The sequence below is a fragment of the Saccharothrix espanaensis DSM 44229 genome, assembly GCF_000328705.1.
Taxonomy (GTDB): domain Bacteria; phylum Actinomycetota; class Actinomycetes; order Mycobacteriales; family Pseudonocardiaceae; genus Actinosynnema; species Actinosynnema espanaense.
Window position 1 is genome coordinate 5,978,303 of the sequence record NC_019673.1, and the last position, 14,519, is coordinate 5,992,821.

The 14,519-nt window shown below is 71.4% G+C and carries 10 protein-coding genes; 7 read left to right on the plus strand and 3 right to left on the minus strand.

Annotated features, from left to right (window positions below):
- The first annotated feature begins 154 nt into the window (after positions 1-154).
- The 4 genes from BN6_RS25850 (at position 155) to BN6_RS25865 (ending at position 8,149) form a co-directional block, all read left to right on the plus strand.
- Entirely contained in the window at positions 155-745 is a 591-nt protein-coding gene (locus BN6_RS25850; protein WP_331712599.1) for an ATP-binding protein, read from the plus strand.
- Between the two features lie 662 nt (positions 746-1,407).
- Complete coding sequence (locus BN6_RS25855; RefSeq protein WP_015102724.1) at positions 1,408-4,515, plus strand: efflux RND transporter permease subunit; 3,108 nt, start codon at positions 1,408-1,410, stop codon at positions 4,513-4,515.
- Positions 4,508-4,948 carry an efflux RND transporter periplasmic adaptor subunit gene (locus BN6_RS25860; protein WP_015102725.1) on the plus strand — a complete coding sequence of 147 codons (441 nt, stop codon included), beginning with the start codon at positions 4,508-4,510 and terminating at the stop codon, positions 4,946-4,948. The genes BN6_RS25855 and BN6_RS25860 overlap by 8 nt, the downstream gene beginning before the upstream one ends.
- Positions 4,949-4,987: 39 nt before the next feature.
- Positions 4,988-8,149, plus strand: coding sequence for an efflux RND transporter permease subunit (locus tag BN6_RS25865; protein ID WP_015102726.1), 3,162 nt, complete (start codon positions 4,988-4,990; stop codon positions 8,147-8,149).
- Between the two features lie 49 nt (positions 8,150-8,198).
- Here BN6_RS25865 and BN6_RS25870 read toward each other — a convergent pair whose 3' ends face one another.
- From BN6_RS25870 to BN6_RS25880, 3 genes are read right to left on the minus strand one after another with little or no spacing between them, the layout of a single operon-like run.
- A complete protein-coding gene (locus BN6_RS25870; RefSeq protein WP_015102727.1) occupies positions 8,199-8,711 on the minus strand; it encodes a COG1361 family protein in 513 nt (170 codons plus the stop codon).
- Entirely contained in the window at positions 8,708-9,517 is an 810-nt protein-coding gene (locus tag BN6_RS25875) for an ABC transporter permease (protein ID WP_015102728.1), read from the minus strand. The genes BN6_RS25870 and BN6_RS25875 overlap by 4 nt, the downstream gene beginning before the upstream one ends.
- Positions 9,514-10,380 (minus strand): ABC transporter ATP-binding protein, encoded by an 867-nt coding sequence (locus BN6_RS25880; protein ID WP_231904747.1) that lies wholly within the window; start codon positions 10,378-10,380, stop codon positions 9,514-9,516. The genes BN6_RS25875 and BN6_RS25880 overlap by 4 nt, the downstream gene beginning before the upstream one ends.
- Positions 10,381-10,956: 576 nt before the next feature.
- Between BN6_RS25880 and BN6_RS44125 the strand changes: the two genes are divergently transcribed.
- The 3 genes from BN6_RS44125 to BN6_RS25895 are packed head-to-tail and all read left to right on the plus strand — an operon-like array spanning position 10,957 to position 14,447.
- Positions 10,957-12,438: a BTAD domain-containing putative transcriptional regulator gene (locus tag BN6_RS44125; protein ID WP_158509431.1), complete on the plus strand. Its 1,482-nt coding sequence runs from the start codon at positions 10,957-10,959 to the stop codon at positions 12,436-12,438.
- Entirely contained in the window at positions 12,435-13,124 is a 690-nt protein-coding gene (locus BN6_RS25890; protein WP_015102731.1) for a response regulator transcription factor, read from the plus strand. Before BN6_RS44125 ends, BN6_RS25890 begins: the two co-directional genes overlap by 4 nt.
- A complete protein-coding gene (locus tag BN6_RS25895) occupies positions 13,125-14,447 on the plus strand; it encodes a sensor histidine kinase (RefSeq protein WP_015102732.1) in 1,323 nt (440 codons plus the stop codon).
- Positions 14,448-14,519 lie beyond the last annotated feature (72 nt).

Here is a 14,519-nt window from a genome sequence, read left to right on the forward strand (position 1 = left end):
TCGCACGCGGACGCTCGCCCACAGGGTCGCTACTCCTGCTAACGTTTGTCGAGAGACAATAGTTTAGCAACTGCGAGAAGGGGTCGTGGACCGCGGCCGCAGAGGGGGACCCGATCATGCGCGACCTCTTGGCCAAGGTGCCCGCCGGGCGATCGTGGCAGGCAGACCGCCCGCAGTCGCCGGCACGCCGTGCGGCCTCCACGTGAGCCCGGCCGACGTGGAGGGGATGTTCGACGCCGCACAGGCCCGGACGGCGTCGGGTCGGCAGGGGACTCGGTGCGCGACGGCCGCGGGAGCCGGTCATGCGCGAGCAGGTGGGATCCTGGACGCCCACCGGCGTGCCGTCGTCGAGTCGACGCACCTGGTCCGCGACGAGCCCGACCTGCTGCCCGCCCGGCACGCCGTGCGCGCCGCCGCGGTCGCGGCGGGTCTCGGCCTGATCGCCCAGACGAAGATCGTGACCGCCGCGAGCGAGCTGGTCCGCAACGCCTACGTCCACGGCGGTGCCGGGACGTTGGTCATCAGCACCGTGACCTCGCCACGCGGCAGACGCGGGCTCCGGTTGTCGGTCACCGACAGCGGACCGGGCATACCGGACGTGCCGGCAGCGCTCGCCGACGGCTTCGGGACCGGCACCGGACCGGGCCACGGGTTGGGCGGCGCGCGCACCCTGGTCGACGAGTTCGCCATCAACACCGAGGTCGGCAGGGGCACGACCGTGACCATCGTGCAGTGGGTGACGTGACGGCGCGGGCGCTCGCGACGGAGACCGGACCGCCCCTGCCCGCCGCCGTCACCCCTTCCGAACCGGCGGGTGACCCGGACAAGCGCGCCACCGACGGCACGCTGCGCCTCCAACCACCGCTGCGCGCACGGCGAACCGGCCACCCGAACGTCGCCCGGTGCGCGTGCGGAGCGACGTCCCGGCAGGAAGACGCCCTGCGCCCGCCGGCGGCGACCTCTACGACTGGTTCGTCCCGCCCGACGCCCTCCTGCACATCACCGTGGTCGACGCCGTGGGCCACGACATCACCTCCACCCGCATCGCGATCGACGTGACCCACACCGTCCACACGCTCACCATGGAAGGCCATCCCCTCAGGACCTCTGATCTCGACGCGTCCGAGCGGCGGTGCCCTCCCGGTGATGCCGCAACGACCGGGCAGGGCGAGCGCAGGTCTTGTGCCGGTCTTCGGTCATCCGGTCGGCGAAACGGGGCCCACGGCGTGCGGCGTCGGTGGTGTACTGAGTGTCACGCGTGCCGGGTCGTGCCGGGTCGTGGTGGCGGATCGGCATCGAGTGGCGGAGGCGGCCGACCGGCGGGTGGGGGCTCAGCGCGGGGTCATATGAGCGGGCCATGAGGTCGGTATGACCGGGTTCTGAGGTTCGCGGTCCATCGTTTCGCGCATGATGCGATGGATCGTCGGGTCGAGCCAGAAGTACCGCCGCCTGGTCTTGGCGGTCGCGGTCGCCCTGCTCGCGTTCGGCTTCGCGCAGTTGCGGAACACGTCGGTCGACGCGCTGCCGGAGTTCGGGCCGGTCCGGGTCGACGTCCAGGTCGAGGCGCTCGGGTTGTCGGCCGAAGAGGTCGAGAACCTGATCACCAACCCCATCGAGAACGAGTTCTTCAACGGCATACCCTGGCTCGCCAAGCTCGAATCGCGGACCATCCCCGGACTCTCGTCGCTGGAGATGACCTTCGAGCCCGGCACGGATCCGATCCGCGCGCGCCAAGTGGTGCAGGAGCGCCTGACCATGGCTCCCGCGCTGCCACAGGCGTCGTCCAAACCGCCGCTGGTCGTGCAGCCGCTGTCCAGCACCGGCCGGCTGATGATGATCGGGCTCTCCAGCGAGGACAAGTCGCTGATCGACATGTCCCTGCTCTCCCGGTGGACCATCGTGCCGCGGCTGCTCAGCGTGCCGGGGGTGGCGAACGTCGCGGTCTGGGGCTTCCGCGACCGGCAGTTGCAGGTGCAGGTCGACCCGTCGAAGCTGGCGCTCAACGCCGTCACGCTGGACCAGGTGCTGCGCACGTCGGCGAACGCCCTGTGGGTCTCGCCGCTGACCTTCGTCGAGGCGTCCACCCCGGGTCTGGGCGGCTTCGTCGACACGGCCAACCAGCGCATCGAGATCCAGCACAACCAGCCGATCAAGTCCGCGGCCCAGCTCGGCCAGGTGACCGTGCAGGGCGCCGAGGACCGGGGGTTGAAGCTCGGCGACGTGGCCACCATCGCCGAGGACCACCAGATCCTCATCGGTGACGCGGTGGTCGAGGACGAGCCGAGCCTGATGCTGGTCGTGGAACGCTTCCCCGGCACCAGCGTCTCGGACGTCACCGCGCGGGTCGAGGGCGCGTTGAACGAGCTCCGGCCCGGGTTGGGCGGCATCCGCGTCGACACCACGGTCTACCGGCCGGCGACGTTCGTGGAGCGGATGGCCGAGAACCTGACGCTGTCGCTCGTGCTCGGCGGCATCCTGTTGCTGCTCCTGCTCGGCGCGTTCCTGTTCAGCTGGCGTTCCGCGCTGGTGAGCCTGGTGTCGATCGTGGCCTCGGTCGCCGTGACGGTGCTGGTGCTGTCGTGGTTCGGCGTGCCGCTGAACCTGATGACGCTGGCGGGGCTGGTGATGGCGCTCGCGGTCGTGGTGGACGACGCCGTGGTCGGGGTCGACAACGTGCGCCGGCGGTTGCGGGACCGGGGCGAGCGCGGCGTGTCCGACGTGATCGGCGGCGCGCTGCTGGAGGTGCGCGGGCCGTTGTTCGTGGCGGCGGTGATCTCGGCGGTGTCGGTCGCGCCGCTGTTCGTCCTCGACGGTGTGCGGGGAGCGTTGCTCGCTCCGGTCGCGATCGGGTTCCTGGTCGCGACGCTCGTGTCGTTCTTCGTCGCCCTGGTGCTCGCGCCCGTCCTCGCGACGGTGCTGCTGTCCGGCGAGTCGTTGCGGCACCGGCCCTCACCGGTCGCCGAGTGGCTGGAACGGGGCTACGCCTCGGCTCTGGCCCGGTTGTTGCGCGGCCGGGTCTGGGGGTTCGCGGTGGCGGGGGTGCTGCTGATCGTCGGGTTGGCCGTGCTGCCGCTGCTCGGCGGGCGGCCGTTGTCCCCGACGTTGCAGGAACGCGACCTGCTCATCGCGGTGGAGGCCCCGCCGGGCACGTCCCGGCCGGAGATGAACCGGATCACCGCCGCGCTCACCCGTGAGCTGCGCAGGACCGACGGCGTGCGCAACGTCGGCGCGCACTCGGGGCGGGCGCTGGCCTCCGACCAGGTGGTCAACATCAACTCCGGCGAGGTGTGGCTGAGCATGGCCCCCGAGGCCGACTACGCCAGGACGTTGGACGCCGTGCGCGGTGTGGCCGCCGGTTACCCCGGGATCCGCACCGACGTGCTCACCTACTCCGACAAGCGGGTCCGCGAGGTCGTCACCCGGGGCAGCACGTCGGACCTGGTCGTCCGGGTCTACGGCAACGACTACGGGGTGCTCGACAGCAAGGCCGAAGAGGTGCGGGGAATCCTGCGCGGGATCAGCGGTGTCGCGTCCCCGCGCGTCGACAGCACGCAGGTCGCGCCGACGATGGAGATCGAGGTGTCGGTCGCGAAGGCGGCGCAGTACGGGCTCAAGCCCGGTGACGTGCGCCGGGCGTCCGCGACGCTGGTCGCGGCGACCGTGGCGGGCAACCTGTTCGAGGAGCAGAAGGTGTTCGAGGTCGTGGTGTGGGGCACGCCGCAACTGCGGCAGGACCCGACCAGCGTCAAGAACCTGCTCATCGACGCGCCCACCGGCGGCCCGGACGGTGGCGCGACCCAGGTCAGGCTGAGCGACGTCGCCGACGTCCGGATCACCTCGAAGCCCGCGATGATCCGGCACGACCAGGTGTCGCGCAGCCTCGACGTGGTCGCCGACGTGAGCGGCCGCGGGTTGGACGAGGTGACCGCCGAGGTCCGGCAGAAGGTCGCGGGCGTCACCTTCCCCCGGGAGCACCACCTGGAGGTGCTCGGGGAGAGCCAGGTGCGGGCGTCCACGGACTTCGAGGTCTGGACCTACGTGGTGGGCGGCGCGATCCTGGTGTTCTTCCTGCTCCAGGCGGGGCTGCGCAGTTGGCGACTGGCGTGGCTGACCTACCTGCTGCTGCCGGTGTCGTTGACGGGCGGTGTGCTGGTCGCCGTGCTGCTGCGCGACCGGGTGTCGGTCGTCGCGCTGCTGGGCCTGCTCGCGGTGCTCGCCGTCGCCGTGCGCGGCAGCCTGCTCCAGGTGCGCCACCTCCAGGAGTCGGCCGCGCACGACGCGGACGGTGTCCTGCTCGGCGCGCGGCAGCGGTTCGCGCCGGCCGTGGCGGGTCTGCTGGGTGCCGGTCTGGCGCTCGCGCCCTTGGCGTTCTTCGGCGTCGTGTCGGGGCTGGAGGTCGCCATGCCGCTCGCCCTGATCGTCGTGGGCGGTCTGGTCACCACCGCGTTGGTGAACCTGTTCCTGTTGCCCGGTCTGTACTCGCGGTTCACGGCGAAGGAGAAGGCAGATGCCTAGCAGGCGATGGATCGCGGCGGCACTGGTCGTCCTGGCCCTCGGCGCGGCGGGGTGCGCCGGCACGCCGACCGCCGACGACCGGCCCGTCGAGCCGCCGGCCAAGGTCGAGTCGATCTCGGGCAAGGACGTCAAGCGCGTGACGTTGACCGAACGGGCCCACCAGCGCGTCGGCGTGGAGACGGTGGAGATCGCGACGGGCGCGTCCGGTCTGGTGGTGCCGTACGCGGCCGTGATCTACAGCGCGGACGGCGGCACGTGGGTGTTCGTCGAGACCGGGTCGCGCAGCTACGCGCGGGAGAAGGTCGTGGTCGAGAACGTGGGCGGCGACAAGGGGACCGAGGCGTACCTGTCCGCCGGCCCACCGGTCGGCACGAAGGTCGTGCGGACCGGCGTGGTCGAGCTGTACGGCGCCGAGCTCGGGGTCGGGAAGTAGTCCGTGAACGTCCACTCGGGACGATAGGAGTTTCGCGCCATGATGCGCTGGATCGTGCGGACGAGCTTGAAGCTCCGCTTCCTCGTGGTGGTCGCGGCGTCGATGATGATGTTCTTCGGCGTGCTGCAACTCCAGTCCACGCCCGTCGACGCCTTCCCGGAGTTCGCGCCACCCCGGGTGGAGATCCAGACCACCTGCATCGGCCTGTCGGCCCGCGACGTGGAAGAGCTCGTGTCGGTGCCGATGGAGCAGGGCCTCAACGGCATCGAGGGCCTGACCGCCATGCGGTCGAAGTCGGTCTCGCAGCTCTCCTCGATCGTGATGATCTTCACGCCGGGCACGGACCTGATGAAGGCCCGGCTGCTGATCCAGGAACGGCTCAACGCCATCACCCCGCGCCTGCCCAGGTGGGCCAACTCGCCGTTCATGATCCAACCCCTCTCCTCGACCAGCCGGGTCATGAAGATCGGCATCTCGCAGGACGACAAGTCCGACGCGGCCCACGTCGACATGGCGCTGCAGGCGTACTGGACGATCCGGCCTCGGCTGATGCGGATCCCCGGCGTGGCGAACGCCGCCATCTGGGGCGACCGCTGGCACGTCAAACAGGCCCTGGTCGACCCCGACCTGATGAAGAAGCACAACGTCACCATGCAGCAGGTGCTCGACTCCGCGGGCAACGCGGTGGACGTCGGGCAGCTGAAGTTCAAGGGCGGCTTCGAGATCGGCACCGGCGGGTACGTCGACACCGCCAACAACCGGTTCCCGGTGCAGCACCAGCTGCCCCGGCTCGACGGTCAGCAGCTCGCCGAGATCCCGATCGAGACCGCACCCGGCGCGCCCAGGGTCTACCTCAAGGACGTGGCGGAGATCCGGGACGACGTGATGCCGCCGTCGCTGCTCACCGGTGACGCCGTCATCAACGACGGCCTCGGCATCATGATGATCATCGAGAAGCTGCCGTGGGGCAACACGTTGGAGGTCACGCACGGGGTCGAGCAGGCGCTCCGGGAGCTCGCGCCGGGGATGCGGGGGCTGGAGGTCGACACCGAGATCTTCCGGCCGGCGACGTTCATCGAGCAGTCGGTGGACAACCTCGGGCGCGCGATGCTGTTCGGCTTCGGGCTCGTCGTGCTGATCCTGATCTTCTTCCTGTTCGAGTGGCGGGTCGCGCTGATCAGCGCGATCACCATCCCGCTGTCGCTGGTGGCCGCCGGTCTCGTGCTGCACGTCGCCGGGGCGACGATCAACGTGATGATCCTGGCCGGCCTGGTCATCGCGCTCGGCGTGCTGGTGGACGACGCCATCATCGACATCGAGAACATCGTCCGGCGAATACGGCAGCACAGACGGGAGGGCAGCGACAAGTCCACCGCCCGGATCGTGCTGGAGGCCTCGCTGGAGGTGCGCGGACCGATCGTGCACGCCACGATGATCATCCTGGTGTCGATCGTGCCGGTGTTCATGCTCGGCGGCCTGACCGGGTCGTTCTTCCGCCCGCTGGCGTTCGCCTACGGCCTGTCGATCCTGGCCTCGCTGGTGGTGGCGCTGACCGTGATCCCGGCCCTGGCGCTGATGCTGCTGGCCAAGGCCCCGATCGAGCGGCACCACTCGCCGCTGGTGACGTGGCTCCAGCGCGGCTACACCGCGCTGTTGGCCAGGATCATCCCCCGGCCCGGGGTCGCGTACTCGACCGTCGCGGTGGTGCTGGTGGCCGGGATGGCGGCACTCCCGTTGCTGGGCAACAACCTGCTGCCCTCGTTCAAGGAGCGGGACTTCCTGATGCACTGGGTGGCCCAGCCCGGGGCGTCCCGCGAGGAGATGGTGCGCATCACCCAGCAGGTGAGCAAGGAGCTGCGCGCGATACCCGGCGTGCGCAACTTCGGGGCGCACATCGGCCAGGGCACGCTCGCCGACGAGGTCGTCGGGATGAACTTCACCGAGAACTGGATCAGCATCTCCCCCGACGTGGACTACGACACGACCGTCGCCGCGGTGCAGCAGGTGGTCAACGGCTATCCCGGGCTCCAGCGCGACGTCCAGACCTACCTCAAGGAGCGCACCAAGGAGGTGCTGACCGGTGGCAGCGACGCGATCATCGTCCGCATCTACGGCGACGACCTGGAGGTGCTCCGGGAGAAGGCGAACGCGGTCAAGGAGAGCATCGACGGGGTCGACGGGATCAAGGAAGCCCACGTGACCCTCCAGACCAACGTGCCGCAGGTGCACGTGGAGGTGGACCTGCAGAAGGCGTCGCGGTACGGCATCACCCCGGGCGAGGTGCGGCGCACGGCGGCCGCGTTCATCTCCAGCGAGGAGGCCGGCGACATCTGGCGCAACGGCAAGAACACCGAGGTGCACGTGTGGAGCCACCCCAAGGCCCGGTACAGCGTCGAGGGCGTGCGGGCGCTGCTGATCGACTCCCCCGGCGGCGGCAAGGTGCCGATCGGCGACCTGGCCGAGGTCAAGGTGGTCCCGTCGCCGAACCAGATCCTGCGGGAGAACGGGTCGCGCCGCATCGACGTGGGCGCGAACGTGAAGGACGGCGCGGCGCTGGCGACCGTGGCGCAGGAGGTGGAGGAGCGGATGGCCCGGGTCCAGTACCCGGCCGGGTACCACGCCGAGCTGATCGGCGAGTACAAGGAGGCGCGCACGGCCCAGGACCGGCTGCTGCTGTTCTCCGGGGTCGCGGTGCTGGGCATCCTGTTCCTGCTCGCGACGGCGTTCAACAGCTGGCGGCTCGCGCTGCTGGTGCTGCTGACGTTGCCGATGGCGCTGGTCGGCGGGGTGCTCGGTGCGCTGCTGACGGGCGGCATCCTCTCGCTGGGTTCGCTGGTCGGGTTCTTCACGGTGCTGGGCATCGCGGCGCGCAACGGCATCCTGATGATCAACCACTTCCAGCACCTGGAACGGGAGGAGGGACAGCCGTTCGGCGAGGAACTGGTGCTGCGCGGCGCGCTGGAACGCCTCGCCCCGATCCTGATGACCTCGCTGGCCGCCGGTCTCGCGCTGGTCCCGCTGGCCGTCGCGGGCGACCTGCCGGGCCACGAGATCGAGCACCCGATGGCGATCGTCATCATCGGCGGCCTGTTCAGCTCGACCCTGCTGAACCTGTTCGTGACACCGTCGCTCTACCTCAAGTTCGGCGGTCCGCGCCGGCGGCGGCGCAAGGCGGAACAGCCCGAGCCCGCACCCGCGTGACGTGAGAGGGCGGTCCCGTTGTCCGGGGCCGCCCTCCCGCCGTGCGCGTTCAGGCCGTGTCGCGCAGCCGGCGGCGGGTGAAGAGCACCACCGCGCCCAGCACGACGGGGATCGCCAACGCCACCGGCAGGGCGCCGCCCGGGTCGAGGGTCTGGCGGCCGGTGATCTCGACGTGGATCGGCGGGCTCACGGCGAGCGGCCCCGATCCGTCGGGCAGCACCACGGCGTAGACGTCGAACGTGCCGGCGTTGACCGCTTGGACGTCCCACGACACGGTCGTGCTCTCCCCAGGCCCCAACGGGTCCACCGACTGCGTCGGTCCGGCCGTCCAGTCCTCCAGGTCGACGTAGACGTCGTTCATCGACGCGACGTTGAGGTGCGCCACCAGTTTCGCGGTCTTGTCGGGACCTGTGTTGGTCACCGTCGACCGGATGTTGATGTACGACCCGACGGGCTTCTCCACGCGCGTCCCGTCGACGGCCACCTCCACCGTCGCCGCCGCGACCCCGGGCGCCCCCAGGGCCAGGGCCGCCGCCGCGGCCAACGCGCCCACGTGCCTCATGCGGGTCCACCCCCTCCGCCGAGCCGGACGATCCGAGGTCCCGCCACGGCCAGCGCGACCACCGCGCCGGCCACCGCGACCACGGGCGAGATCAGGTACCCGAGGTCCTGCGTCCAGCTGTGCCCCTTGAGCACCACCAGTTGCAGGTAGTGCATGCCCGCGGTCAGCGGGTTGACGCGGGTGAGCACCTCGCCGACCGCGCTGGTCGGCATCGCGGGCAGTTGGGTGGGCGCGAACAGGGCCAGCACCAGGAACAGCGACGCGCCCAGACTGACCTTGTTCGCGCTGGACACCGCGCTGATCAGCAGGCCGATCGCGGCCATGGCGAAGGCGAGCAACGTGCCGACGAGCATCCCGAGCAGGACCGCGCCGGCGACCACGCCGACACCGTGGCCGAGCACCCACAGGTACGGCAGGCTGACCAGGAAGGTCCCGCCCCACAACGACATCGCGGCGGCCAGCTTGCCCTGCACGATCGCGCCGCGCGAGACCGGCGAGAGCAGCAGGCTCTCGAACGTGCCGCGCTCGCGCTCGCCGCTGATCGCGTCGGCCGCGACGACCATGGTGATCAGCACCCCGACCGCGACCGAGACCTGCAGCGTCAGGTTGACCGCTTCGCGCTGTTCGAGGAAGTTCAGGATCTGGTTGGTCGCGGCCAGGTAGGTCACGGCGCTGAGCAGCACGCTGTAGGCGAACAGCAGCACCGGTCCCCGGCCGCCGAACCACAGGTCACGGCTCTCCTGCCCGGCGATGACCCACCACCCGGGCCGGGCCGGGGCCGCGTCCGGTTCGACGGTCGTGGTCACGGCTGATCACCGCCGGTGATCGCGAGGAACGCGTCGTTCAGGCGCACTCCCCCGACGTCGAAGGACAACACCGGGACGCCGGCGTCCAGCACCGCCGACAGCGCCTCGTTCAGCCCCTCGGTGGCCGCGAACACGACGGTGTTCGCGCGGTCGGTGGGGAGCAGTTCGACGCCGGGCACCGCGGCGAGCACCTCGCCGGCGCGGCCCACCTCGTCCGGCGGCACCCTGACGTGGCCGATCCGGCGACCCGCGCCGCCCTCGGTCACCCCGGCGACGGTGTCGTAGACGATCACCTTGCCCTTGTCGAGGATCAGGACGGTCGAGCAGATCTCTTCGACTTCGGGGAGGGTGTGGGTGGACAGCACCACCGTGGTGCCCCGACCCGACGCGATCGCCGCCACCAACCCCAGGATCTCCCGCTGCCCCGCCGGGTCCAACCCCGACGTCGGCTCGTCCAGGAACACCACCACCGGATCGTTGACCAACGCCCGCGCGATCCCCAACCGCTGCCGCATCCCCCGGCTGTACGAGCCGATCCGCGACCCGCCCCGCCCCGCCAGCCCCACCTGCTCCACCAACCCCGCCGCCACCCGCGCCGCCTGCCCGCGCGACCGCCCGAACAACCGCGCGTGGTACGCCAGGTACTCCACCCCCGTCTGACGCGCCGGATACCCCGCGCCCTCCGGCAACACCCCGATCCGCGCCCGCACCTCCGCCGCCCTGCTCCCCGGCACCCCCGCCACCGAGAACTCCCCGCCCGACGGCGCCAACACCGTCGACAACAACCGGATCGTCGTCGTCTTCCCCGCACCGTTGGGCCCCAACAACCCGATCACCTCACCCACCCGCGCGGTGAAACTCACCGACTCCACCGCCGAACGCCCCCCGAACCACTTCGACAACCCACGAGCCTCAAGGGTCACACCTGACATGGCCTCGCCTCCACGATAGGAGCAATGTCCCGAGTGGATCGCCCGGAGATGAGAGAACGATAAGAACACGAAATAGTCCGATTCATTGAGACGCCCGTCGCGGGTGGCCGCCCGGAACGGCCGTTCGGCGGAATTCCGGCCTCCTTCCAGCCGTTGCACAGGTACTGGGACAAGTCGATATTCGGAGGTCCGAACCATTGCCGTCGACGTGCCGTCGGATCGGCGGAAACAGCGCCGCCACCGGCCCGGTACCCGGATCACCGCCGGTCACGGCAATCCACCATCGGGTGGAGGACAGGTCGACAGCCGGGCGAACCGACTGCCTGTGAACAGGTTCCGACACGCGACCGGCGGCTCACACCGGCCGAAAACCGGCCGAACCCTTTTCCTCAAAGCGTCCATGTGCACACAATTGGGGCACATTCCAGCGGCGACACCCGGGCCACCGGAACAAAACTCCAGGTCCGGGAGATGACTGGAGCGAGAACCCGCTGGGAGGGGGCCGCCGTGGAGTTCCGACTACTGGGTGCGGTGGAGGCCTGGTGCCAGGAACAGCAACTCGACCTCGGGCCGCGCAAGCAGCGCTTCGTGCTCGCGGTGCTGGCGCTCAACGCCAACCAACTGGTGCCCGTGGACCGGTTGGTCGACCTGACCTGGCCGGCGCGGCCACCGCGCACCGCCTACCACGGGATCCACGTGATGGTCTCGCGCCTGCGCCGCGCGATCGCGTCGGCCAGGACGGGGCTCTCCGACGTCGAGATCCTGACCCGCGGCTCGGCGTACGTGCTCAAGCTCGACCCCCTGTCGATCGACGTCCACCGGTTCCGCGCCCGCGTCGCCGACGCCCGGCGCGAGACCGACGACGAGGCGCGCGTGCACCTGCTGCGGCGGGCGCTCGCGCTGTGGCACGGTCCGCCCCTGGCCGACGTGGCGACCTCGGACGTGGCCACCATGCTCTGCCAGGGCCTGGAGGACGCCCGGCTGAGCGCGCTGGAGGAGTGCCTCGACGCCGAACTGCGGCTGGGCAGGCACACCGCCGTCGTCGACGAGCTGACCGACCTCGCCGCGCGCCACCCGTACCGGCAGGGACTGCACGCGCAGTTGATGCTCGCGCTCTACCGGTGCGGCCGGGTGACCGACGCGCTGGAGGCCTACCGCGCCGCCCGGAGCAGGCTGGCCGACGAGCAGGCGCTGGAACCCGAATCACGGCTGAGCACCCTCCAGCGCGCCATCCTGCGCGCGGACCCCGCTCTCGACGCACCCCGCGCCCGCGAACCGGTGCGGGTCCTGCCGCCGCGACGGGCGTGGTCGCCGCCCGCCCGCACCGCGGACGTCGTGGTCGAGGCTCGTGGGTTGTCGAAGTGGTTCGGGGGGCGTTCGGCGGTGGAGTCGGTGAGTTTCACCGCGCGGGTGGGTGAGGTGATCGGGTTGTTGGGGCCCAACGGTGCGGGGAAGACGACGACGATCCGGTTGTTGTCGACGGTGTTGGCGCCGTCGGGCGGGGAGTTCTCGGTGGCGGGGGTGCCGGGGAGCAGGGCGGCGGAGGTGCGGGCGCGGATCGGGGTGTTGCCGGAGGGCGCGGGGTATCCGGCGCGTCAGACGGGGGTGGAGTACCTGGCGTACCACGCGCGGTTGTTCGGGCGGTCGCGCGGGCAGGCGGCGCGGGTGGCGGCGGGGTTGGTGGAGCAGGTGGGGCTGGCGGGGCGGGGCGGGTCGCGGATCGGCTCGTACAGCCGGGGGATGCGGCAGCGGTTGGGGATCGCGCGGGCGTTGGTCAACGATCCGGTGGTGGTGTTCCTGGACGAGCCGACGTCGGGGTTGGACCCGGCGGGGCAGCGGGAGATCCTGGGGTTGGTGGCGGCGATCGCGTCGGGTCGGGGCACCACGGTGGTGCTGTCCACCCACACCCTCCCCGAAGTCGAAGAGATCTGCACCGGGGTGCTGGTGATGGAGCGGGGCAGGGTCGTCGCCGACCGGGTGCTGACGTGAAGCGGCACGGGCGGGTGCTGGTGGTCGAGGACGAGCGGTCCTTCGCGGACGCGCTCGCCGCCGGGCTGCGCGCCGACGGGTTCGAGGTCGAGACGGCCGAGGACGGTCTGCTGGGCCTCGACGCGGTCCTGTCCCGGCCGTTCGACGTGGTCGTGCTCGACCTGATGCTGCCCGGCCTGACCGGGCTGGACGTGTGCGCGCGGCTGCGCCGGGCCGGCGTCGAGGTGCCGGTGCTGGTGCTCACCGCGCGCGACGGCGAGCTGGACCAGTTGCGGGCGCTGCGGATCGGTGCGGACGACTACCTCACCAAGCCGTTCTCCTACCGGGTGCTGCTGGCCCGGCTGCACGTCCTGCTGCGCCGGTCCGGGCCGCGCGGGTCGGACGTGCTGGCGGCGGGCGACCTCGTGCTGGACCGGGTGGGCCGGCGCTGCCGCCGTGGTGAGACCGCCATCGAGCTGACCCCGCGCGAGTTCGCGCTGCTCGAACTGCTGATGTCGCGGCCGGGCCAGGTCGTGTCGAAGCGGTTCGCGATCGACGAGGTGTGGGACCCGGCGATCCCGGTCCAGTCGAACGTGCTGGAGGTGTACATCGCCTACCTGCGGCGCAAGGTCGACGTGCCGTTCGGCCGGCACGCCATCGGCACGGTGCGCGGCTGCGGGTACCGCCTGGACCCCGGGGGCGGCTGAGTGCGCCGCCGCGGTGGGTGGGGCGTCCAGCTCCGGTTGACCGTGCTCGCGGTGCTGGTCGTGGGCCTGGGGCTGGTCCTGGGCGGTGCCGTCGTGGCGGTGCTGGTGCGCGACGACCTGACCGGTGACGCCGAGGAGCAGGCCCTCTCCCGCGCCGAGTCGGCCGTGCCGCTGGTCGAGGCCGGGCTGCCCGCCGCGCTGCCCGACCTGGTGCAGGTGGTCGACCGCGACGGCGCGGTGCTGGCGTCGAACGAGGCGCTCGGCGGCACCCGGCTGCTGGCCCTGTGGCCGGACGCCGACGTGGTCACCGGCACCTCGCGGCTGCCGGACGGCGAGCGCTGCACCGTCGCCGGGGTGCGCGGCACGCTGGCGGGCCGTCCCGTCGCCGTGTACGCCGCGGCGTCGCTGGACCACGTCGAGGACGGCGTGACCGCCACCGTCCACGCCATGGCCGTGATCGTGCCGGTGCTGGTGGTCGCGGTGACCCTGGTGTCGTGGCTGCTGGTCGGCCGCGCCCTGCGGCCGATCGGGGCGATCCGCCGACAGGTCTCGGAGATCACCGGCAGCCGGCTCGACCGGCGGGTGCCCGAGCCGCCGACCGACGACGAGGTGGGCCGGCTGGCCCGCACGATGAACGCGATGCTGGCCCGGATGCAGGCCGACCACGACCGTCAGCAGCGCTTCGCCGCCGACGCCGCGCACGAGCTGCGCAGCCCGCTGGCCGCGATCCGCGCGCAGCTGGAGATCGGCCTCACGCACCCGGACCGCACCGACTGGGTCCGGGTGGCGCAGGACCTGCACCGCGAGGGCGCGCGGCTGTCCGGGCTCACCGACGAGCTGCTCGAACTGGCCCGGTCCGACGACGCGCCGGACCCGACCGGCTGGGTGGACCTCGACGAGGTCGTGCTCGCCGAGATCGAGACCATCCGCTCGCGCGGCACCGTCGAGGTGCTCCTGTCGCCGTTCTCCGCGGTCCGCCTGCACGGCAACGCGGGCGGGTTGCGGCGGGTCGTCCGCAACCTGCTGGACAACGCCGAGCGGCACGCCCGCGGCACCGTCACCGTCGGGTTGTGGCTGGGTGAGGACGGGTTCGCCGAACTGGTCGTCAGCGACGACGGGCCGGGCGTGCCGGGAGCCGATCACGATCGCGTCTTCGACCGCTTCTTCCGGGTCCAGCCCGCCCGCGCCCGCAAGGACGGCGGTGCGGGGCTGGGTTTGGCGATCGTCCGCGACGTGGTCGAACGTCACGGCGGCACGGTGTGGCTGGCGAATCCTTCATCCGGGGCGTCGTTCCACGTCCGCCTGCCCGCCGGCTCGGTCTAGGAGCTGTTCGCGGTTCGTGGCGGTTGCGCACCTGAGTGGCTGACGCTGGATCCGGACCTCGACCAGCTCCCA